This is a genomic window from Janthinobacterium sp. BJB401, assembly GCF_013372745.1.
GTDB classification, from domain to species: Bacteria; Pseudomonadota; Gammaproteobacteria; order Burkholderiales; family Burkholderiaceae_D; genus Janthinobacterium; species Janthinobacterium rivuli.
Window position 1 is genome coordinate 51,228 of sequence record NZ_JABXFH010000017.1, and the last position, 22,057, is coordinate 73,284.

The 22,057-nt window shown below is 61.4% G+C and carries 21 protein-coding genes; 13 read left to right on the plus strand and 8 right to left on the minus strand.

The genetic code is table 11. The features are described from left to right. The first annotated feature begins 35 nt into the window (after positions 1 to 35). The 9 genes from selD to HWE17_RS13375 all read left to right on the plus strand — a co-directional run bounded on the left by selD (position 36) and on the right by HWE17_RS13375 (position 7,101). A complete protein-coding gene (selD, locus tag HWE17_RS13335) occupies positions 36 to 1,100 on the plus strand; it encodes a selenide, water dikinase SelD (protein WP_176389068.1) in 1,065 nt (354 codons plus the stop codon). A 27-nt stretch (positions 1,101 to 1,127) separates the two neighbouring features. Continuing rightward, on the plus strand, positions 1,128 to 1,994 hold the full coding sequence (locus HWE17_RS13340) for a putative selenate ABC transporter substrate-binding protein (protein WP_176389069.1): 867 nt from the start codon (positions 1,128 to 1,130) through the stop codon (positions 1,992 to 1,994). A gap of 169 nt (positions 1,995 to 2,163) precedes the next feature. Continuing rightward, positions 2,164 to 2,976 (plus strand): phosphonate ABC transporter ATP-binding protein, encoded by an 813-nt coding sequence (locus HWE17_RS13345; protein ID WP_176389070.1) that lies wholly within the window; start codon positions 2,164 to 2,166, stop codon positions 2,974 to 2,976. A 17-nt stretch (positions 2,977 to 2,993) separates the two neighbouring features. After that, on the plus strand, positions 2,994 to 3,806 hold the full coding sequence (locus tag HWE17_RS13350) for an ABC transporter permease (protein WP_176389104.1): 813 nt from the start codon (positions 2,994 to 2,996) through the stop codon (positions 3,804 to 3,806). Next, positions 3,803 to 4,606: a phosphonate ABC transporter, permease protein PhnE gene (gene phnE, locus HWE17_RS13355; RefSeq protein ID WP_176389071.1), complete on the plus strand. Its 804-nt coding sequence runs from the start codon at positions 3,803 to 3,805 to the stop codon at positions 4,604 to 4,606. Before HWE17_RS13350 ends, phnE begins: the two co-directional genes overlap by 4 nt. Before the next feature lie 25 nt (positions 4,607 to 4,631). After that, positions 4,632 to 4,997 carry a hypothetical protein gene (locus HWE17_RS13360; protein WP_176389072.1) on the plus strand — a complete coding sequence of 122 codons (366 nt, stop codon included), beginning with the start codon at positions 4,632 to 4,634 and terminating at the stop codon, positions 4,995 to 4,997. A gap of 104 nt (positions 4,998 to 5,101) precedes the next feature. Further along, a complete protein-coding gene (locus HWE17_RS13365) occupies positions 5,102 to 5,596 on the plus strand; it encodes an N-acetyltransferase (protein WP_176389073.1) in 495 nt (164 codons plus the stop codon). A gap of 27 nt (positions 5,597 to 5,623) precedes the next feature. After that, positions 5,624 to 6,208: a hypothetical protein gene (locus HWE17_RS13370; RefSeq protein ID WP_176389074.1), complete on the plus strand. Its 585-nt coding sequence runs from the start codon at positions 5,624 to 5,626 to the stop codon at positions 6,206 to 6,208. Between the two features lie 146 nt (positions 6,209 to 6,354). Continuing rightward, positions 6,355 to 7,101 (plus strand): hypothetical protein, encoded by a 747-nt coding sequence (locus tag HWE17_RS13375; protein ID WP_176389075.1) that lies wholly within the window; start codon positions 6,355 to 6,357, stop codon positions 7,099 to 7,101. Here the strand turns inward: HWE17_RS13375 and HWE17_RS13380 are convergent, their stop codons facing one another. The 7 genes from HWE17_RS13380 to cyoA form a co-directional block, all read right to left on the minus strand. Then, positions 7,102 to 7,638 carry a response regulator transcription factor gene (locus HWE17_RS13380; protein ID WP_099402007.1) on the minus strand — a complete coding sequence of 179 codons (537 nt, stop codon included), beginning with the start codon at positions 7,636 to 7,638 and terminating at the stop codon, positions 7,102 to 7,104. After that, positions 7,628 to 8,977 carry an ATP-binding protein gene (locus HWE17_RS13385; protein WP_034748064.1) on the minus strand — a complete coding sequence of 450 codons (1,350 nt, stop codon included), beginning with the start codon at positions 8,975 to 8,977 and terminating at the stop codon, positions 7,628 to 7,630. Before HWE17_RS13385 ends, HWE17_RS13380 begins: the two co-directional genes overlap by 11 nt. Beyond that, a complete protein-coding gene (locus tag HWE17_RS13390; RefSeq protein WP_176389076.1) occupies positions 8,961 to 9,797 on the minus strand; it encodes an SURF1 family protein in 837 nt (278 codons plus the stop codon). The genes HWE17_RS13385 and HWE17_RS13390 overlap by 17 nt, the downstream gene beginning before the upstream one ends. Next, entirely contained in the window at positions 9,794 to 10,180 is a 387-nt protein-coding gene (cyoD, locus tag HWE17_RS13395; protein ID WP_034748058.1) for a cytochrome o ubiquinol oxidase subunit IV, read from the minus strand. The genes HWE17_RS13390 and cyoD overlap by 4 nt, the downstream gene beginning before the upstream one ends. Continuing rightward, entirely contained in the window at positions 10,177 to 10,815 is a 639-nt protein-coding gene (cyoC, locus tag HWE17_RS13400) for a cytochrome o ubiquinol oxidase subunit III (RefSeq protein WP_034788486.1), read from the minus strand. The genes cyoD and cyoC overlap by 4 nt, the downstream gene beginning before the upstream one ends. Further along, positions 10,808 to 12,811, minus strand: a complete 2,004-nt coding sequence (gene cyoB, locus HWE17_RS13405; RefSeq protein ID WP_034748052.1) for a cytochrome o ubiquinol oxidase subunit I — start codon at positions 12,809 to 12,811, stop codon at positions 10,808 to 10,810. Before cyoB ends, cyoC begins: the two co-directional genes overlap by 8 nt. A gap of 84 nt (positions 12,812 to 12,895) precedes the next feature. Next, positions 12,896 to 13,879, minus strand: coding sequence for a ubiquinol oxidase subunit II (gene cyoA / locus HWE17_RS13410; RefSeq protein ID WP_071653323.1), 984 nt, complete (start codon positions 13,877 to 13,879; stop codon positions 12,896 to 12,898). A gap of 217 nt (positions 13,880 to 14,096) precedes the next feature. Between cyoA and HWE17_RS13415 the strand changes: the two genes are divergently transcribed. Next, the gene (locus HWE17_RS13415) at positions 14,097 to 15,443 is read left to right on the plus strand and encodes an MFS transporter (RefSeq protein ID WP_035819021.1); all 1,347 of its coding nucleotides are present in this window, start codon (positions 14,097 to 14,099) and stop codon (positions 15,441 to 15,443) included. Positions 15,444 to 15,772: 329 nt separating this feature from the next. On the opposite strand, the gene HWE17_RS13420 is transcribed toward HWE17_RS13415, so the two are convergent. Continuing rightward, positions 15,773 to 16,225, minus strand: a complete 453-nt coding sequence (locus tag HWE17_RS13420; RefSeq protein WP_176389077.1) for an Hsp20/alpha crystallin family protein — start codon at positions 16,223 to 16,225, stop codon at positions 15,773 to 15,775. Between the two features lie 282 nt (positions 16,226 to 16,507). Between HWE17_RS13420 and HWE17_RS13425 the strand changes: the two genes are divergently transcribed. From HWE17_RS13425 to HWE17_RS13435, 3 genes are read left to right on the plus strand one after another with little or no spacing between them, the layout of a single operon-like run. Beyond that, positions 16,508 to 19,990 (plus strand): response regulator, encoded by a 3,483-nt coding sequence (locus HWE17_RS13425; protein ID WP_176389078.1) that lies wholly within the window; start codon positions 16,508 to 16,510, stop codon positions 19,988 to 19,990. Beyond that, positions 19,990 to 20,868 carry a protein-glutamate O-methyltransferase CheR gene (locus HWE17_RS13430; RefSeq protein ID WP_176389079.1) on the plus strand — a complete coding sequence of 293 codons (879 nt, stop codon included), beginning with the start codon at positions 19,990 to 19,992 and terminating at the stop codon, positions 20,866 to 20,868. Before HWE17_RS13425 ends, HWE17_RS13430 begins: the two co-directional genes overlap by 1 nt. Then, positions 20,865 to 22,055: a hybrid sensor histidine kinase/response regulator gene (locus tag HWE17_RS13435; RefSeq protein WP_176389080.1), complete on the plus strand. Its 1,191-nt coding sequence runs from the start codon at positions 20,865 to 20,867 to the stop codon at positions 22,053 to 22,055. Before HWE17_RS13430 ends, HWE17_RS13435 begins: the two co-directional genes overlap by 4 nt. Positions 22,056 to 22,057: the final 2 nt, after the last annotated feature.

The window sequence follows — 22,057 nt, forward strand, 5'->3', positions numbered from 1 at the left end:
GCCACCCAATTACTTATTTCAGCAGGATGAAGACCATGTCCGATAGCGCAGCAACATCCGATACACCGATCCGATTGACCGAATTTGCCCATGGCGGCGGCTGCGGCTGCAAAATTGCGCCGGGCGTGCTGGCCGATATTTTAAAGGGCAGCGGCGGCTTTCCCCTGCCGAAGGAATTGCTGGTCGGCATAGAAACCTCGGATGACGCGGCCGTCTACCAGCTCAACGACGAGCAGGCGCTGATCGCCACGACGGACTTCTTCATGCCCATCGTCGACGACCCGTTCGACTTCGGCCGCATCGCCGCCACCAACGCCATTTCCGACGTGTACGCCATGGGCGGCACGCCCATCATGGCCCTGGCCCTGGTCGGCATGCCGATCAACAAGCTGCCGGTGGAAACCATCGGCCTCATATTAAAAGGCGGCGAAACCATCTGCGCCCAGGCCGGCATCCCCATCGCGGGTGGCCATACCATCGACTCCGTCGAGCCGATCTATGGCCTGGTCGTGCTGGGCCTCGTGCACCCGTCGCAGGTGAAACGCAACGCGGGCGCGCGCGCCGGCGACAAGCTGGTATTGGGCAAGCCGATCGGCGTGGGCATCTTGTCGGCCGCGCTGAAGAAAAACGCGCTCGACGCGGATGGCTATGCCTCCTTGATAGCCAACACCACCAAATTGAATACCCCGGGCAAGAAGCTGGCTTTGCTCGATGGCGTGCATGCGCTGACGGACGTGACGGGCTTCGGCTTGCTGGGCCACACCCTGGAACTGGCGCGCGGCGCCAAGTTGCAGGCGCGCATCGCCATGAATGACGTGCCGCTGCTGCCGCAAGTGCAGCAACTGGCGCACAACGGCAACATCACGGGCGCCTCCGGCCGCAACTGGCAAGGCTACGGCGCGCAAGTGGCGCTGGCCGACAGCCTGAGCGCCATCGACAAGGCCATTTTGACGGACCCGCAAACGGCCGGCCCCCTGCTGGTGGCCTGCGCGCCGGAAGCCGTCGAGCAAGTGCTGGCGATTTTCCGCGCAGAAGGTTTTGCCGACGCCGTCGTCATCGGCGAGATGCAGCAAGGCACGACCGGGGTTTCCGTCATCTAATGAACAATTTTTTTTAAAGGCAGTCCCATGAGCACATTCTCAAAATTCCCCGCCATCCTGGCCACCGTTGCCGCTACCCTGGCCATCCACAGCGGCCTGGCGCAGGCGCAGCAAGTGCTGCGCGTGTCCGCCATTCCCGACGAAGCGCCGACGGAACTGCAGCGCAAGTTCAAACCGCTGGGCAACTACCTGGAGAAAAAGCTGGGCATGAAGGTGGAATTTACGCCTGTCACCGATTACGCGGCCTCCGTGGAAGGCTTGATCAATAACAAGCTCGACATGGTCTGGTTCGGCGGTTTTACTTTCGTGCAAGCGAACGTGCGCAGCGGCGGCAAGATCGTGCCTCTGGTGCAGCGCGAGGAAGACACGAAATTCCGCTCGGTGTTCGTGACCACCAGCAAGGACATCAATCAATTGTCGGACCTGAAAGGCAAGAATTTCACCTTCGGTTCGGAATCGTCGACCTCCGGTCACTTGATGCCGCGCTACTACCTGCTGGCCGCCAAGATCAATCCGGACACGGACATGAAGCGCATCGCGTTTTCCGGCGCACATGACGCCACCGTGGCGGCAGTGGCCGGCGGCAAGGTCGATGCGGGTACCTTGAATATCTCCGTGTGGGAAAAACTGGTCGAAGCGAAAAAGGTCGACCCAAGCAAGGTGCGCGTGTTCTACACGACACCAGGCTACTACGACTACAACTGGAGCGTGCGCGCCGACATGAACCCCGTCGTGCGCAAGAAGCTGACGGACGCCTTCCTGGCGCTCGATCCATCGACAGCCGAAGGCAAGGAAATCCTCGAACTGCAGCGCGCCACCAAGTTCATCCCGACCAAGGCCGAGAACTACAAGGATATCGAAGCGGCTGCGCGCGATGCGAAGTTGTTGAAGTAATGTAAGCCGGCACCTAGTACAGTAGGTCGGATTAGCGGCGCAGCCGCGTAATCCGACACAGCCAATGTATCCAACAATGTTGTCGGATTACGGCCTCCGGCCTAATCCGACCTACGTTGCCCTTGCATGGCCTAATCCGACACCGCCTCAAAAAAAACCGAAACATCGCATGACATTCCAACTTCACAAGGTCAGCGTCCACCACGCGGGCGCCGCCGGTAATGCGCTGGCCCTGCGCGAGCTCAACCTGGACGTGGCCCAAGGTGAACAGATCGCCCTGATCGGTCCCTCCGGCGCCGGCAAGACCAGCTTGCTGCACACCTTGGCCTGCGCGCTGCGCCCGGAATCGGGCACATTGAACATCCTGGGCACTTCACCGTGGCAGATGGGCAACGCCGAACGCCACCGCTTGCGCGCGCGCTTATTCCTGGCACCGCAAACGCCGCCGCTGCCGCCGCGCCAGCGCGTCGTCAACGCCGTGCTGGCGGGCCGCTTGCCGCAATGGAGCTTGTGGACAGCGATGCGTTCCCTGCTGGCGCCCGTCGACCCGCGCGCCGCGTGGGAAGCTTTAGGTAAATTCAACTTGCAGGACAAACTGTATGCAAGAGTCGACCGCCTGTCGGGCGGCGAACGCCAGCGCTGCGGCATGGCCCGCGCACTCGTGTCGGATGCGCAAGTGTTCCTCGTCGACGAACCCTTGTCCGCGCTCGACCCCACACTGGCCTTGCAGACGATCCAAGTGCTGCAGGCCGAAGCGGCGGAACGCAACGCCACCCTGATCTGCAGCCTGCACCAGGTGGAAATCGCCCGCACCTGCTTTACGCGCATCGTCGCCCTGCGCGATGGCCAGATCGTGTTCGATGCGCCCAGCAACGAGGTTAGCGACGCCATGATCGCCGAGCTTTACCGCAACAAGGCCGATCCCACACCGCAATTTGAGGCCGTGGAAACAAATCTGGACGCCGCGAGGCCCCTTTGCTGAACAGCGCCGACGCCGCCATGCCGCGCGACCCTGCCTGGCGCGGCCGCCTGACCATCACGGCCGTGGCGCTGCTCGTGCTGTGGCCGATGCTGGTGCAGGCCGAATTCAAGCCGTGGATTTTATGGGATGCGCAAAGCCTGGCGGCCACCTGGCAATTCATCGCCAGCTTCGTGCCGCCCGCCCACTCGCTGGAATTTTTGCAACTGGTGGCTGTGTCCAGCTGGGAAACCATCGCCATGGCCACGGCCGGCATGGCGCTGGCCATGCTGGGCGCCATCCCATTGACCCTGCTGGTGACGGAGCGCCTGTCGATTTCGCGCATCGGCAGCGGCAAAGTGTCGCCGCTGGCCGCCGCCTTGCGCCACGCAGTCCGTGCGCTGCTGGTGCTGCTGCGCAGCGTGCCGGAACTGGTCTGGGCTTTATTATTAGTGCGCATCGTGGGACTGGGACCGACGGCCGGCGTGATCGCCATTGCCCTCACCTATTGCGGCATGCTGGGCAAGGTGTATGCGGAAATCCTTGAATCGTCGGATGCGTCCGCCTGCAACGCCCTGCTCCACAATGGCAGCGGCAGATTACAAGCCTTGCTGTACGGCGCCTTGCCCGAATCGGCCGCCGAGCTGGTGTCGTACACGATTTACCGCTGGGAATGCGCGATCCGCGGCTCCGTCGTCATGGGCTTTGTCGGCGCGGGCGGCCTGGGCCAGCGCATGGATGAATCGATGAAAATGATGGCGGGCAATGAGCTGGCCACCATGCTGATGGTCTTCGTGCTGCTGGTGGCGGGCGCCGACGCCGTGTCCGCCATGCTGCGACGGAGGCTGGCATGAAGCATCCGAATTTCGGCGCGATGCCCGCGCCTGCGCCCGTGCGCTGGTCGACCTGGGCCTTGCTGGCCGGTTTGCTGCTGCTGGTCATCGCCAGCTTCGCCACCCTGCCCCTGAAATGGGGCGAGTTCTTCAGCGCCGACGCCGTGCGCACGAGCGCCGACTTCCTGCACGGTTTCGCTCCGCCCGAGCTGGCCAGCCCCTTCCTGATGAAAGTTGGCGTCGCCACGTTCGAGACCCTGGCCATGTCGGCCATCGGCACGGTCATCGCGGCCGTACTCGGCGCACTGCTGGCCCTGCCCGCCAGCGGCCGCTTTGGTTCCTTGGCGCGCAACGCCACGCGCGCGGTGCTCAACGTGCTGCGTTCGGTCCCGGAACTGGTGTGGGCTTCGATTTTGCTGATCGCCGCCGGCCTGGGCCCGTTCGCGGGCACCCTGGCGCTGGCGCTGCACACGGTAGGCGTGCTGGGCCGTCTGTTTGCCGATGCCTTCGAAAACTGCCCACCCTTGCCGGCCACCACCTTGCGCATCAATGGCGCGCGGCCCGCCGTGGCCTTTTTGTACGCGACCTTGCCGCAATGCAGTCCGCAGATGATGTCCTACACTTTGTACCGCTGGGAAAACAATATCCGCGCCGCCGCCATCCTCGGCGTCGTCGGTGCGGGCGGCCTGGGGCAGATGCTGAAATACCATCTGTCGCTGTTCCAGATGCAGAACGCCGCTACCGTCATCGTCGCCATGCTGCTGATGGTGGCGGCCGTCGATGGCCTCAGCTACCTGCTGCGCCGCGCCATGACCCGTTAACTTTCACTTTTCACAAGGACAAGCCATGTCAGGCTGGTGGACCATTATCTCGACAGAAACGCCGGAGCAAATGGCCGATATGACGAAAGTCAACAAGGAAGCATTTCTCGCCACGTGGGAAGCGGGCCTGTTCGGTGCGGACTGGATCGCGCAACTATGCCAGCAAGGCAAGGCGACCCAGCTGGCCTTCAACGGCTTTCCCAACCGCTACACGGCACTGGCGAACGTCGTCGTGCCGCTGCTGCAGGCGGGCATCGCCGAAGCGCAGGATGGCGAATTTCCGCAAGGCCAGTTGACGGGCTGGCCCGGCTGCATTACCGTGCACCAGAACCGTATTGCCGCATGTGAACCCGGTCAACTGCTGACCATCGAAGTGTGGGACCAGTCCTGAGTGGCATCCGATAAATATGAACGGGAAGCCCGCACGGCAGCGATGCTGTTAATATCGCCAATGACCGCTATGACTGAGCTTGTCGCCTGAGGAATCCTGAAGATTTGAACAATATTCTCATCCGCCCCACCACCGCCAGCGACTGGCCCGCCCTGAAAGCCGCGCGCCTGGCCGCCCTGCTCGACGCCCCCACGGCCTTTGGCGCCAGCCATGCCAGCGCGGCCGGTTTTTCCGATGCCGACTGGCAGCAGCGTGCCGTCAGCACGCCGCAGCGCACCTTTTTCCTCGCCTTTGATGGCGACAAACCCATTGGCCTCGCCGCGCAAGTGGTGGCCGGCAATGGCGAGTGCCATCTGATCGCCATGTGGGTGCATCGCGAATATCGGGGCCTGGCCGTGGCGCAGGGCCTGGTCGACGCCGTGAAACAATGCGCCGTGAACAATGGCCATGCGCGCCTGGTGCTCGACGTGGCGCCGGAAAATGCGCGCGCGGCCGCGTTTTATCAGAAACAGGGCTTTGTCTTTTTGCCGGAATGGGAAGCGCTGGAAAGCCATCCGCATATCCAGGTGCAGAAAATGGAATGGCGGGAGCCTGCCTAGACATTAACAATGGAAAGAGGAAACGCGATGCGACGATCTATTGCAACACTCCTGCTATTCATCACCGCCTTTGCCGGCAAGGCAAACGCTGACAATATTCCACAGATCGTTCTTGAATATGCGCATGCGTTTGCGCAATCAGAGGCGGCGGACAAGCAAGCATCCACGCCGCCAGCCGAATATGCGCAGTGGTTCTTTCAAGGCTTGACTCATCCATACGGTGGAATTCTCACGCAATCAGACGTCATGCGTGATGCCTACACGAATGGTCAACGCTATTGGCGCGACCATCCATCCGAACACGCCAATATCATGGCAGGCTATGGCTACCGTACCATCGAACGCGATGGCGTCTGGTCGCGAGGCTTTGAAAAGAGCATGTTCCAGCCGGCCCAGCTTGACCCGGGTGACGCCGGCCCATGGTGGCTAAATTCCTTCGGCAGTGTTGCATGGCGGGACGTTGGCCTGGTGGCGCCCAATTCAGCCTATGAGCAGCCGCTTGTGCATATTGTCGCTTATCTCAGTCCCAAAGGTCATTATGGCCATCTGGGCGCCTATGAGCACGAGGCATTGGTGATTTCGGGCGCCGCCATTAAAGCCGCGGATCATTGATGGTGAATCCGGAAAACGGCAATTTCAAGCACTCCATTCATCCCGATTGACATCCTGTCTTAAAAACCACTTGGCGCCCGTGTTTTTTTCTACACTCTGCCAAGCTGGGATTACGATTACTTGGGAGTCAAATGAACAGGATGAATATGCGTGCAATAGCTGGTCTTCTGCTGTGTTTATGCGGCGCCGCGGTCCAGGCCCAGGCGGACACGGCGCAAGCCGTGGAGCCAGCCGGCCAGGAGGCGGCGGCGTCCGTCAATGTCAAAGGCATCCGGGATCCGGACTGGAAGCCCTACAGTGCCATGCTCAAGGGCGTCAAACGCTTCGAGGAAAAACATGGTCTGGCGCCTGGCGCGCAGCTGCGCTTCATCCTGGAGCCGCGCCGTGCCGATGTCGACATGCACGCCATCGCCCTTCGGCTGGAAAGCGACGAGGCGGGGATGGCGATCCCGCTGAACGAGCGCAATATCTTCGTTTTACCCGTCGAGCAGGGTCCGCTGTATGAAAAGGCCGAGCTGAGCGTGAACCGCAAGGCTGGCTCGGTCCGGTGGATACCCTACGTCAGGAGTGCGGCCACCAGCGACACCATCCGCCGCCTGGGCGACCTGCGGCTGGCCTGCGAAGTGCATTGGGCCATCGACAAGGACACCTTGCCATTTGCCATGCGCACGGCGATGGGCGCACTGGGCGGCCCGTGCAACTTCGTGTCGCAAAAGGGAACCTACAGCTTTTCCGAACCACGGCGCATCACGGCCGCGACAATCAGCTACAACGGCAAAAGCGCGCCCGTGCCCTTCAGTGGCTCATCGTTTACGCCGCCGCTGCGCGAGCAGGACTGGAGCGACGACAGCGTACTTGAGCTGACGTTCGACGACACCCAAACTGCGCAGTGACTATTTCACCCGCTGCTTTTCCAGCTTGCGCGCCAGGGTGCGCCGGTGCATGCCAAGGCGGCGGGCCGTTTCCGAAATATTAAAATCCGTCTCGGCCAGCATTTCGTGGATGCGTTCCCATTCCAGGGTCTTGATGTTGGTGGCGCGGTTGGTCAGTTCGATGTCGGCGTTGCCGGCCACGTGGCCGAAGGCCGCTTCGATGTCGTCCGTGTTCGACGGTTTCGCCAGATACTGGCAGGCGCCCAGCTTGATCGCTTCGACGGCCGTGCCAATGCTGGCGTAGCCGGTCAGCACGACGATCAGCATGTCCGGGTCGTGCTGGTGCAGCATTTGCACGCAGGCCAGACCCGAGGTATTGCCGTTGAGTTTCAAATCGACGACGGCGTAGTCGGGGCAATGCTGCTCCAGCAAGGCGCTCGCTTCGTCGAAATTGGTGGCCAGGATGACCTGGTAGCCGCGCCGCTCGAACGAGCGGCCTAGGGTGCGGGCAAACGCGGCGTCGTCTTCGATGATCAGTAACAGACGGTCATCCTGCATGGTGGTCGCTTTCTCTTTCCAGTTTGATGGCCGCCAGCGGCAAGGCCAGGTGCACCACCGCCCCGCCCTGCACCCTGTTGCGCGCCGTCACCGTGCCGCCCAGGGTACGCGCGACATTGACCACCAGGAACAGTCCGAGACCGCCACCGGGCTTGCCCTTGCTGCTTTGATACGGTTTGCCCAGGTGCGTCAGCATCGACGGTTCGAAGCCGGGACCCGCATCGGTAATGACCAGGTGCAAGGCGTCCGCTTCGCGCGTGGCTTCGAAACGCAGCCACTCGGGCGACGCTTCCAGCGCATTGTCGAGCACATTGCAAATGGTTTGTTTCAGGGTCGAATCGAAGACGACGGGCACGTCGTGCTCGATGCGGTTATCGTACTCGAAACCCTGGATCGGGCGGCTGGTGCGCCACTCGTCGACCAGGTCGTTGAGGAAGGTATTGATCGTCGTTTTCACGGAAGATTCCCCGCGCGCCTCGCCCGCCGACAACAGAATGCCGCTGACGATGCTCTTGCAGCGCTGCAACTGCGCCTGCATTTCCGTGATTTCTTCCAGCAATTCGCTGTTCTTGCTCAGTTCCGGCATGCGGCGCCAGTCGCCGAGGATGACGGAGAGGGTTGCCAGCGGCGTGCCCAGCTCGTGCGCTGCGCCCGAGGCCAGCAAGCCCATGCGAATGATGTGCTCTTCCTCCGCCGCGCGCTGGCGCAAGTCCGCCACCTTGGCGTCGCCGGCGCGCTGGTTGCGGTTGATGCGCGTGATGAACACCACCAGCAAGGCGGCGTTCAAAATGAAGCAGATCAGCAAGCCCTGCACGTAGAGGCTGGAAAAGCCCCGCTCCGGGTCGATCGGCAGGATCAAGGGGCCGGGCAGCAAGGCCAGGCCGGCCAGGCACAGGCTGGTGATGGCCACCATGATCCAGGTCGACCACACTTCCAGCAGGACGGCGCTGAGGATGACTTGCAGCAGGTACAGGAAGGCAAACGGGTTGCTGATGCCGCCGCTCAGGTAGAGCTGGGCCGTCAGCACGGTGACGTCGACCAGCAGAGCGAGGAACAGGGCCGTGTTGGAAACGGGCTGGCGTTCATGCCAGCGCAGCAGGCTGGCAAGATTAAAAGCGATGAGGCAGGACAGCACTTCGAGCATGTAGGGCACGGGCAAGGCGATGCCCAGTCCCACGCCCACGCCGAAGATCGTGCTGATCTGGCCGATCACGGCCAGCCAGCGCAGCTGGATCAGCAACTTCATGTTCTGGTGGCCGGCCGGATGTTCCATCTCGGCCGCCACCGCACCGCGCTCTAAGACTTCGCGGTTGGGCAGGATCTCAATCCTGCCCGGCATGGTCACTCTCTTGAAGACCGGCACTACGGCGCGCGCGGCGGCGCTTGTCTTCGCGCACGAGCCACCACGTGATGCCGGCCACCATCAGGGCCAGCGCAAACCACGTCAAGGCGTACACGAGGTGGTTGTTGTGGAAGGAAACCACGGTCAGGCCGCCGACGGGTGCATCAACGGCCGTTTCCGATTTGGCCTTCGCATCGACAAAATACGGCGCCACGTTGCTCAGCATGTGCGAGGCGCCGATGGCGGCCACGTCGCGCGAATACCAGTGCTGCGTGGCAGGACTGTTTTCGCGCAGGAAACCGCCGCCCGTCTCGCTGACGCGCAGCAAGCCGTCGACGTGGACGATACCGGCCGGCGTGCTGGCGGCGATGCCTTCCCGTTTCGGCACGAAGCCGCGGTTGACCAGCACGGTGCTGCCATCGGCCAGACGCAAGGGCGTCATCAGCCAGTAACCGCTGCCCAGTGCCGTCGTTGCTTGCACCAGGGTATTGAAAATGGGGAGATAGGTACCGGAGAGTCGCACATGGCGGTATTCATCCGTTTGCTGCGTGATGCTGGCCCAGGCTGCGGGTCCAGGTGCGTCCGTTGCGGGCGCATGTACGCGTTGTTCGACGCGCTCGATCAGGTCAAGCTTCCAGAACAGACGCTTGACTTGCCAGGTGCCCAGGGCACAGAAACCGGCAAACAAGATCCCCGCCAGCAAGGCCAATGCAATTTTTGAATAATGCACGACCATGCCGCGTGGGCCTGGCGCGGCATCTTGCGATGCGGCGCCAGGGGCGCGCCCGGTGTTGCTTGGGCGCGTATTACTCATCATGGAGCCGTTTTCGTATGCATGTACTCAGGCATCAGATCCGGCATCATGTTGTGGTTCATGTGGTACATGACCCACAGGGAACCGGCCATGGCGATGCCCACGATCATGATCGTGAAGATCAGCGCCATCATGTTCCAGCCGCCTTCGGACTTGGTGTTCATGTGCAGGAAGTACACCATGTGCACCACGACTTGAACAGCCGCGAACGCCAGCAGGACCAGGCCCATGGTGCCCGAGTTGGTGATGGCTTTCGTCATCACCAGCCAGAACGGGATGGCCGTCAGGATCACCGACAGGATGAAACCGATCGTGTAGCTTTTCAGGCTGCCATGATCGTGGTTGTCATGGTGGTGGCTATCGCCGTGTGTGTGGTGGTCGCTCATGGCAGCACTCCCATCAGGTAGACAAAGGTGAAGACGCCAATCCAGATGACGTCCAGGAAGTGCCAGAACAGCGACAGGCACATCATGCGACGGCCGTTTTCCGGAGTCAGGCCATGCTTGTTCAACTGGAACATCAAGGTCACGAGCCAGATCACGCCAAACGTCACGTGCAAGCCGTGGGTGCCGACCAGTGCGAAGAACGACGACAGGAACGCGCTGCGCTGCGGACCGGCGCCTTCGTGGATCAGATGAATGAATTCATACATTTCCAGCGACAGGAAGGCCAGGCCGAACAGGCCCGTGATGCCCAGCCAGACCAGGGTGCTGCGCAATTGCTTGCGCTGCATGGCCAGCATGGCGAAGCCGTAGGTGATCGACGACAGCAGCAGCATGGCCGTGTTGACGGCCACCAGCGGCAGGTCGAACAGCGCGGCGCCCGTCGGGCCGTCCGCATAGCTGCGGCCGACCACGGCGTACGTGGCGAACAGACAGGCGAAGATCAGGCAATCGCTCATCAGGTAGAGCCAGAAACCCAGCAGGCTGCCGTTTTCCGGGTGGTGCTCGCGCACAAAGTAGCTGCGCGTGCTTGGTGCGGCGCCAGCGGCGCCGGTGTTATGGGCGATGGTATCAGACATGGCTGCTCAGCAATTTAGTATAAGCGTCTTCGGTACGGACCACTTCTTCCGCAGGAATGTAGTAATCGCGCTTGTAGTTAAAGGTATGGACGATGATGGTGACCATCATGATCACGAAGCCAATGCTGGCGACGAGCCACATTTGCCAGATCAGGCCAAAACCGACCAGTGCGCTCAGCGCGGCGATCACGAAACCAGCCCAGGTGTTCTTCGGCATGTGGATCTTCGTGAAACCGGATGTCGGACGCTGGTAACCGTGTTTCTTCATGTCAGTCCATGCATCGAGTTCGTGCACTTGTGGCGTGAAGGCGAAATTATAGTCTGGCGGTGGCGACGACGTCGACCATTCCAGCGTACGGCCACCCCATGGGTCACCGGTCACGTCGCGCAGGGCGTGACGGTTGCGGTAGCTGACGAAGAACTGGATCAGCATGGAAGCGATACCCAGTGCGATCGAGACGGCGCCAAACCAGGCGATGATGGTCCAGATTTGCAACGATGGATCTTCAAAGTGGTTGACACGACGGGTCACGCCCATCAGACCCAGCACGTACAGCGGCATGAAGGCCAGGTAGAAGCCGACGAACCAGAACCAGAACGAGCACTTGCCCCAGAACACGTCGAGCTTGTAACCGAAGGCTTTCGGGTACCAGTAGTTGATTGCAGCAAATACACCGAAGACCACGCCGCCGATAATCACGTTATGGAAGTGGGCGATCAGGAACAGGCTGTTGTGCAGCACGAAGTCCGCTGGTGGTACGGCCAGCAACACGCCGGTCATGCCGCCGATGGTGAAGGTGACCATGAAGCCGATCGTCCACAGCATAGGCAGTTCAAAGCGGATACGGCCGCGGTACATGGTAAACAACCAGTTGAAGATCTTCGCGCCCGTCGGGATCGAAATGATCATCGTCGTGATGCCGAAGAAGGAGTTGACGCTGGCGCCCGAACCCATGGTGAAGAAGTGATGCAGCCATACCAGGTACGACAGGATCATGATGACGCAGGTGGCGTACACCATCGAGGCGTAGCCGAACAGGCGCTTGCTGCTGAACGTGGCGACGACTTCCGAGAACACGCCGAACAGCGGCAGGATCAGGATGTAGACTTCCGGGTGACCCCAGATCCAGATCAGGTTGACGTACATCATGGCGTTGCCGCCCAGTTCCGTCGTGAAGAAGTTAAAGCCTGCAACGCGGTCCAGCGACAGCATGGCCAGCACGGCCGTCAGTACCGGGAAAGCGGCGACGATCAGGATGTTGGTGCACAGTGCGGTCCAGGTGAAGACGGGCATTTTCATCCAGGTCATGCCTGGCGCGCGCATCTTGACGATGGTGGCGATCAGGTTGACACCGGACAAGAGCGTCCCGACCCCGGCAATCTGCAAGGACCAGATGTAATAGTCTACCCCCACGTCCGGACTGCCGACGATGCCCGACAGCGGTGGATATGCCAGCCAGCCCGTGCGGGCGAATTCGCCAACGAACAGCGAAGCCATGACCAGGGCGGCGCCCATGGTGGTCATCCAGAAGCTGAAGTTGTTCAGGAAAGGGAAAGCCACGTCGCGCGCGCCGATTTGCAGCGGCACCACGTAGTTCATCAGACCCGTCACGAAAGGCATCGCGACGAAGAAGATCATGATCACGCCGTGGGCGGTGAAGATCTGGTCGTAGTGATGCGGTGGCAGGAAGCCGGCATTGTCGCCAAAGGCAACAGCCTGCTGGGTACGCATCATGAGCGCGTCGGCAAAGCCGCGCAGCAGCATGACGAGGCCCAGGATCATGTACATGATACCGATTTTTTTATGGTCGATACTGGTGATCCAGTCGCGCCACAGGGTACCCCAGACGCGGAAATACGTCAGTGCCGCAACGAGTGCGATACCGCCCAGGGCAACCATCGCAAAGGTCACCAGCAGGATAGGTTCGTGAAATGGAATTGCATCCCAAGTCAGACGGCCGAATATAAGCTTCGTCAGATCAATATGGTCTAGCATTGTTACTCTCAGAGAAAAAAGGGAGGCGCCAGGCAAGCGGCGCCAGTATCTGCAGCGCAATGCGCTGCGGGATTCATGCAGTCGTTACTTGGCTTGAACGCCCTTTTCAACTACTGCATCGCTAGCGACTACTGCCGTTACGGCCGCTACCGGGCTATTTGCCATCGTCAATTTGTATGGCTCGACCGGCGTCACGCACAGGGCGTCGGAAACGATGGTGCGGTTCAGAATTGCCTTGTACAGATCGCTAGGTACGGCGCTGTAGCGGCGAACCGGATCGCGTTCGCTAGGCTGGGCCAGCGACAGGTAGTCGTCGCGGTTCAGCGCGCCGCCACCGGCACGTGCCGATGCCACCCATTTGTCGAAGTCCGCATCATTCACGCCATGGAACTTGAAGCGCATGCCCGAGAAACCGGCACCGCTGTAGTTGGCGGAGAAGCCTTTATAGACACCAGGCTTGTTGATGACGGCATTCAACTGCGTTTCCATGCCCGGCATGGCGTAGATCTGACCTGCCAGTGCGGGGATGAAGAACGAGTTCATGACGGACGAGGCGGTGATCTTGAAGCGGATCGGACGATCGACGGGCGCGTACAGTTCATTCACGGAAGCGATGCCTTGCTCCGGGTAGATGAACAGCCATTTCCAGTCCAGGGCCACGACTTCGACGATCATCGGCTTGTGGCTGGCAGGAATAGGACGGTTGGCGTCGATACGGCTCAATGGGCGGTATGGATCGAGGGTGTGGGTGCTGATCCAGGTCAGCAGGCCCAGCACGATAATGATCAACAGGGGCGCGCCCCAGATGATCAGCTCGAGGCGAGTCGAGTGGTCCCAGTCCGGCTCGTATTTGGCCGCGGTGTTGTTTTTTCTATAGCGCCATGCGAAAAGCAGGGTCAGGGCGATTACCGGAACGATAATCAACAGCATCAGCAATGTCGAGATGACAATCAGATTGCCTTGCTGAACTGCGATGTCACCAGACGCATTCAGTACCACCGTATTGCAACCAGCCAACAATGCGAGAGGTAAAAGAAGCAGTCCGCGACGAACTTTTAATGAAAACATACAGGAAAGTCCAGTACAGGGGATGAAGATATGGTACTGTATTCTCACTGGAGCGCGTTGGCAATTGGACGTTTTGTCCACCCCCTTGCTCGGATTTTCACTCGGTGGTTGCGGAGTTTTCCTACAGCTATCTATTGAATAGTCCTACTCCGGGCGTGAGACACCCGGGGTATGTTACGCGTTGGCCGAACTCGAAACTATATTGGAGACGATCATCATGTCCAGCACGCGCATACACAGCGGGGATGTACCCGCCGACTTTTCCCCCCACTCCCTGCGCGACGCACGCGGGGCCGGCACGGTCGAATCGCATATCGACCCCGGTGAGATCGCCGTCGGCGTGATCATCGGCCGCGCTTCCGAATACTTTGACTTCTTTGTCTACGCCATCGCCTCGGTGCTGGTGTTTCCACGCGTCTTCTTCCCGTTTGAAGAACGCCTGGAAGGTACCTTATATGCATTCCTGATCTTTTCGTTCGCCTTCATCGCCCGTCCGTTCGGCACCGTGATCTTCATGGAGATCCAGCGCCGCATGGGACGCAGTGCCAAGCTGACGTTCGCCCTCTTCCTGCTGGGCGTGTCGACGGCCGGCATCGCCTTCCTGCCGACGTATTCGCACCTGGGCTTTGCCGCCATCATCTGGCTGTCCGTGCTGCGCATCGGCCAGGGCGTGGCCCTGGGCGGCTCGTGGGATGGCTTGCCGTCGCTGCTGGCCCTGAACGCGCCGGAAAACAAGCGCGGCTGGTACGCCATGCTGGGCCAGCTGGGCGCACCGGTCGGTTTCCTGATCGCCGCCGGCCTGTTCTGGTTCATGCTGACCACCCTGACGGATGAGGACTTCCTCGACTGGGGCTGGCGCTATCCTTTCTATGTGGCCTTCGCCATCAACGTGGTAGCCCTGTTTGCCCGCCTGCGCCTGGTGTCGACGAATGAATATGCGCGCCTGCTCGACGAACGCGAACTGCAGCCCGTGAGCGTGTTTGAAATGAGCCGCGGCCAGGGCCGCAACGTGCTGATCGGCGCCCTCGCCGCACTGGCCAGCTACGCCCTGTTCCACCTCGTCACCGTGTTCCCGCTGTCGTGGATTTCCGTCTACCAGACCCGTTCCGCATCCGACTTCCTGCAAGTGCAGATGCTGGGCGCCGTGCTGGCCGCCATCGGCGTCGTGATTTCCGGCGTGCTGGCCGATAAAGTGGGCCGCCGCACCACCCTGGGCGTACTGGCCGTGCTGATCGCCATCTTCAGCGCCTTCGTGCCAACCCTGATGGGTGGCGGCAACTTTGGCCAGGACGTCTTCATCCTCGTCGGCTTCAGCCTGCTGGGCCTGTCCTACGGCCAGGCAGCCGGCGCCGTGACGGCCAACTTCCCTGCCCGCTTCCGCTACACGGGTGCGGCGTTGACGTCCGACCTGGCCTGGCTGGTCGGTGCCGGCTTCGCCCCGCTCGTGGCGTTGGGCCTGTCGGCCAACTTCGGCCTCGCCTACGTCAGTTTCTACCTGCTGTCAGGCGCCGTCGCCTCACTGGCCGCCCTGAGCCTGAACCGGGCGCTGGAAATTCGCGACTGACATATATACAGAGGCAATCCGGGTGGCGGCGCGCCGTCACCCGGAACACCCCACGAAACGCCGGCACCGTCCGGCGTTTTTTCGTAGGTCAGCTTAGCCCGCAGGGCGTAAGCCGACAGGCGCGCCACGAAGATTGTCAGATTACGCTGCGCTAATCTGACCTACGCAACTAAAACCCGGCCCGGCGCGCAGTTTGAAAAAACGCCGGCATCGTCCCGCGTTTTTTCGTAGGTCGGCTTAGCCCGCAGGGCGTAAGCCGACAAGCACGCCACGAAGATGGTCAGATTACGCTGCACTAATCTGACCTACGCAGCTAAACCCGATCCGGCTCACTGTATCGCCAGCTGCCGGCCGCCCGTGCCCTCCTTCTTCGGCAAGTCCAGCAGCAACACGCCATTTTCATAGCGGGCCTGCGCGCCGGCCTCGTCCACTTCTTGCGGCAGCACGAAGCTGCGGTATTGCTGGCCGTACTCGCGCTCGCTGCGCACGCTCTTGCCGCCGCTATCGCGGGTCACCCTTTCATCCTTGAGTTCAGCGCTGATGGAGACGCGGTTGCCGTCGATGGACACCTTGATATCGTCCTTGTTGACGCCTGGAATGTCCGCCTGCACCTGATAAGCTTGCTCAGTTTCGGAAATGTCGACGCGCATGCGTGACGAACCGCCATCGCGCAGGCGCAGGGCTGGCGCGAAAAAGTCGTGCATGAATTCTTCCATATCGCTGAACGGGTCGAAACGTGCCAGCGGGTTTTGCGGATCGCGACGGATCAAATGATTAGCCATGATGTCCTCCTGCATGGTCTGGTTTGCACACAGTGGCCAGCCGCATGGGCGCCACCACCTCCTGCATCTTAAGATGTCAACAACCAATCTCTTTGATCCGCCTCAATCGTGGCCAGCTTGATTTTCAAGCTACTTTCATCTGTGCGCTGGCGCGCTTTGCACTACCTTGCGCCTGCGGAAAATGCCCCAAGGCTGTTATGCTAACGCACGCTATGCTTGACCACCAGAAATCTTGCATTTCAATTAAAATTGATTTTTTCGCGACAGCCTTCCACGGACATAATGAATACCAAGACCCCGATCGACTCCTTCAGCTTTCGCCGCATCCTCGCCCGCAATGTGACCTTGCCGCTGGTCATCGGGGTCATCACGGCCCTCGTGTTTGTCGGCCTGATCGCCTACCTGCTCTCGGCCCTGCGCTCGGTCGAGCATTCCGAACGCGTGATCGGCAATGCGAATGAAGTCATGAAGCTGTCGGTCGACCTGGAAACGGGCATGCGCGGCTATTTGCTGACGGGCGACGAAACGTTCCTGGCCCCGTATAAATCGGGCAAGGCAAAGATCGCCGTCGAAATGACCACCCTGCTGGATCTGGTGTCCGACAGCCCCATCCAGGTGGACCGCTTGCGCCGCATCCGCGCGCTGCAAGGCCAGTGGCTCGATTACGCGGAAGCCGTGATCGCCCAGCGCCGCAACAACCAGGAATTCCTCGCGCGCGTGCGCCAGGGCGAAGGCAAGCTCGAATTTGACGAAATCCGCCGCGAATTCCTCACCTTCCTGTCCATGGAGCAGCGCTTGCGCCAGGAGCGGGCCGATACGGCCGAAAGCCGCACCATGCTGGCCGTCGTCGTGTTCCTCATCCTCAGTCTGGGATTGTCGGGCCTGCTGGCCTACCTGGGACGGCGCGAACTGCTGCGCCTGTCCGACATCTACAACGATGCGCTCGAGCAGCGCGGCAAGGATAACGACGTGTTGCAGGAGCAAGCCTGGCTGCGCACGGGGCAGACGGAGCTGGCGGCCCACACGAGCGGCCAGCTGGGCTTGCCTCAACTGGGACGGCACGTGCTCGATTTCCTCGCTCACCGCCTCGACGTGGCCATCGCCACCCTGTACGTCGTCGACGAGGATGGCAGCCTGCGCCGCACGGCCGTGTACGGCTTCAACGATCAGGGTGTGAAGGACAAGCAAGTCTTCAAGCTGGGCGAAGGCCTGGTGGGCGAGACGGCGCGCGAAAAGCGCCTCAAGCATGTGCAGCAAGTGCCCGACAATTACCTGACCGTGACGTCAAGCCTGGGCCGCGGCACGCCGCTGGAACTGGTCTTGACGCCGGTCAACAACGAAGGCGTCGTCAACGGCGTCATCGAGCTGGGCTTTACGCATCCCGTCAGCGCCCGCGCCAAGGAATGGCTGAACCTGATTGCCGCGAATGTCGGCACCTCGCTGGAAGCGGCCCTGTACCGCCAGCGCCTGCAAAACGTGCTGGAAGAAACCCAGCAATTGAATGAAGAGCTGGAAGTGCAGCAGGAAGAACTGCGCACGGCCAATGAAGAGCTGGGCGAGCAGTCGCGCGTGCTGGAACAGTCGCAGGCGCACCTGGAAGAGCAAAAGGCGGCGCTGGAGCAGTCGAACGAGCAACTGGCCGTGCAGGCGCTGTCGCTGGACCAGAAAAACATGGCCATCGGCGAGGCGCACGCCCAGCTGGAAGCGCGCGCGGAAGAACTGCAGCGGGCCAGCCGCTACAAATCCGAATTCCTGGCGAACATGTCGCATGAGCTGCGCACACCGCTGAACAGCTCGCTGATCCTGTCCAAGCTGCTGTCGGACAACACCAGCGGCAACCTGACGCCGGAACAAGTGACGTTTGCGCAAACCATTTATTCAGCCGGCAACGATTTACTCACCCTCATCAACGATATCCTCGACATTTCCAAGGTCGAGGCAGGCAAGCTGGAATTGACCCCGGAAGCCGTGCCCTTCAACGAGCTGCTCAGCAGCATGAAGATGCTGTTCGGCGCCCAGGCGCAGCAAAAGAAACTGGTGTTTGACGTCAAGGTGGCGCCGGACGTCCCGCCGTCCTTCGTCAGCGACCGCCAGCGCCTCGAGCAAATCCTGAAAAACCTGCTGTCGAATGCCATCAAGTTCACGGATGCGGGCACGGTGTCCCTGCACGTGAGCACGGATGCGGCCGGCCAGGTGCGCTTCCAGGTGCAGGATACCGGCATCGGCATCGCAGGCGACCAGCAGCACAAGATTTTCGACGCCTTCCACCAGGCCGACGGCACCACCAGCCGCCGCTATGGCGGCACGGGCCTGGGCCTGTCGATTTCGCGCGACCTGGCCGCCTTGCTGGGTGGCAGCATCGAACTGGCCAGCAGCCCGGGCCAGGGCAGCACGTTTACCCTGGTGCTGCCGGCCGTCATGCCGGAACGCGCGGTGGAAGCGGCGTCGACGCCGACGCCCACCGCCGCGCCGCAAGCGCCCGCCGCGGCCGCCGCACCCAAGGCGGCGCCTGCCGCCAAGCCCGTGCCGCTGCCCACCTTCGAGGATGACCGCAATAGCGTGCCGGCCGCCAAAACGGGCCAGCGTTCCGTGCTGGTGATCGAGGATGAACCGTCGTTTGCCGGCATCCTGTTCGACCTCGCGCATGAAATGCAATACCGCTGCCTGGTGGCGCACGGCGCCGATGAAGGCTTGCGCCTGGCCGAGGAATTCCTGCCCGACGCCATCTTGCTCGACATGGGCTTGCCGGACCGTCCAGGCTTGCTGGTCTTGCAGCAATTGAAGGAAAACCCGCTGACGCGCCACATTCCCGTGCACATCGTGTCCGGCAACGACCAGATCCAGGAAGCCATGCAACTGGGCGCCATCGGCTACGCCACCAAGCCGCGCACGCGCGAGCAGCTGAAGGAAGTGTTCCGCAAGCTCGAATCGAAGTTTACGCAAAAAATGAAGCGCATCCTGCTGGTCGAGGACGACGAACGCCAGCGCGAAAGCGTGGTCCACCTGATCAGCGACGACGACGTGGAAATCACGGCAGTGGCGCTGGGCGAGCAAGCGCTGGAATTGCTGAAAACACAGATTTTCGACTGCATGATCATCGACTTGAAGCTGCCCGATATCCAGGGCAACGAATTACTCGAACGCATGGAACATGAAGAGCTGTGCTCGTTCCCGCCCGTCATCGTCTACACGGGCCGCAACCTGAGCCGCGAGGAAGAAGCGGACCTGATGAAATACTCGCGCTCGATCATCATCAAGGGCGCCCGTTCGCCCGAGCGCCTGCTCGACGAAGTCACCCTCTTCCTGCACAAGGTGGAGTCCGAACTGTCGAGCGAGCGCCAGGGCATGCTGCAGCAGGTACGCAGCCGCGAACGCGTGTTTGAAGGGCGCAAGATTTTGCTGGTGGACGACGATGTGCGCAATATCTTCGCCCTGACGAATGCGCTGGAACAGCGAGGCGTGGTGGTGGAAATCGGCCGCAACGGCTTCGAAGCCATCAGCAAGCTCAACAGCGTGGACGATATCGACCTGGTGTTGATGGATGTCATGATGCCGGGCATGGATGGGCTGGAAGCGACGCGCTTGATACGCGCCGATGGCCGCTACAACAAGCTGCCCATCATCGCCATCACGGCCAAGGCCATGAAGAATGACCAGGAAGAATGCCTGCAGGCGGGCGCATCCGATTACCTGGCCAAGCCGATCGACCTGGACCGCTTGTATTCGCTGCTGCGCGTGTGGATGCCGAAGATGGAACGCATCTGATGTCTCTGCGCACCACGGACGCGCAACTGCACGCGCTGATGGATGCGATCTATCAGCGCTACAGCTATGATTTTCGCGATTACTCCTTACCCTCGCAGCGGCGCCGCCTGAGTCAGGCGCTCGAACGCTTGCATTGCGCCGACGTGCCCGCCTTGCAGCAACTGGTGCTCGACGACGCGGCCGCCTTTGGCAAGCTGCTGCAGATTTTGACCGTGCCCGTCACGCAAATGTTCCGCGATCCGGCTTTTTTCCTCGCCTTGCGCGAACAGGTCGTGCCCGTGCTGAAAACCTACCCGTCGCCGACCATCTGGGTGGCCGGCTGCTGCACGGGCGAAGAGGCGCTGTCGCTGGCCATCGTGCTGCACGAGGAAGGCTTGCTCGAACGCAGCACGATTTACGCCACCGACATCAATCCGCAAGCGCTGGCCACGGCCGCGCGCGGCGTGTATCCGATGCACCGGCTCGACGAGTACGGCGCCAACTACCTGGCCGCGGGCGGCCTGGGCCAGCTGGCCGATTACTACACGGTCGAGCATGCCACTGCGCGCTTCCAGCAGCGCCTGCTCGACAGGATTAACTTTACCGACCACAGCCTGTCCACGGACAGCGTGTTTATTGAAACGCAATTGATTTTGTGCCGTAACGTGCTGATTTATTTCAACAAAACCTTGCAGGAGCGGGCCCTGGGCCTGTTCCACGACTCGCTGTGCCATCGGGGTTTCCTAGGCCTGGGCAGCAAGGAAAGCACGCATTTCACCCGCTTTGCCGCCGACTTCGAGCCATTGCCGGGTCCCGAAAAGCTCTACCGCAAGCGTGCGCCCTCGCACGCCGCTTCCCACTACGCTGGACGGCAAAGCCATGCCAGGAATGAAACATGATGAATGAAACAAGTACCAAACTGCTGATCGTCGACGACTTGCCGGAAAACCTGCGCGCACTCAATGCGCTGATCCGCGAGAGCGACCGCAGCGTCTACCAGGCATCCTCGGGCGAAGAAGCGCTGGCCCTGCTGCTGGAACACGATTTCGCGCTGGCCATCCTCGACGTGCAAATGCCGGAAATGGATGGTTTTGAACTGGCGCAATTGATGCGCGGCACGGAAAAGACGCGCCACATCCCCATCGTCTTCGTCACGGCGGCCGGCAAGGAAATGAATTTCGCCTTCCAGGGCTATGAAAGCGGCGCCGTCGACTTCCTGCACAAGCCGCTCGACATCAATGCCGTGCAAAGCAAGGTCAACGTCTTCGTGGCCCTGCACCAGCAGCGCAGCGAAACGCGGCGCCAGGTGCAGGCGCTCGAGCACAGCCGCCAGCAGCAGGAAGCGTTATTAAAAGAGTTGCGCGCCACGCAGGCGGAACTGCAGCGCTCGCTGCGCCTGCGCGATGAATTCATGTCCATGGTGGCGCACGAACTGCGCACGCCGCTGAACACGCTGTTTTTGGAAACGCAGATGCGCACCGTCAACCTGGAACGGGGCAACCTGGCCGCTTTCGAGCCGGAAAAGCTGGGCAAGATGGTGGCGCGCGACGGGCGGCAAATCCGCAGCATGGTGCGCCTGATCGACGACATGCTCGACGTCTCGCGCATCACCAGCGGCAAGCTGTCGATCCGCCGCGAAGCCGTCGACTTGACCTGCCTCGTGCGCCGCGTGGCGGACGACCTGGCGCCATATGCGGCCACGACGGGCAGCACGCTGGAAGTGATGGCCTTCGAGCCCATCCACGGTTACTGGGATGCCTTCCGCGTCGAGCAGATCGTCGTCAACCTGATCAGCAATGCCGTGCGCTACGGCCAGGGCCAGCCCGTGGAAATCAGCCTGGCGCACACGCAAAACAGCGCCGTCATCGAAGTGCGCGACCATGGCATCGGCATCAACGCGCGCGACCAGGAACGCATTTTCGACGCCTTCGAGCGCGTCATCCACCAGGACCGCACGGGTGGCCTGGGCCTGGGCCTGTTCATCACCAAGCAGCTGGTCGATGCGCACGGCGGCGCCATCACCCTGCAAAGCCAGCCCGGCAATGGCGCCCTGTTCAGCGTCACCCTGCCGCTGGCCGGCAGCTGAGG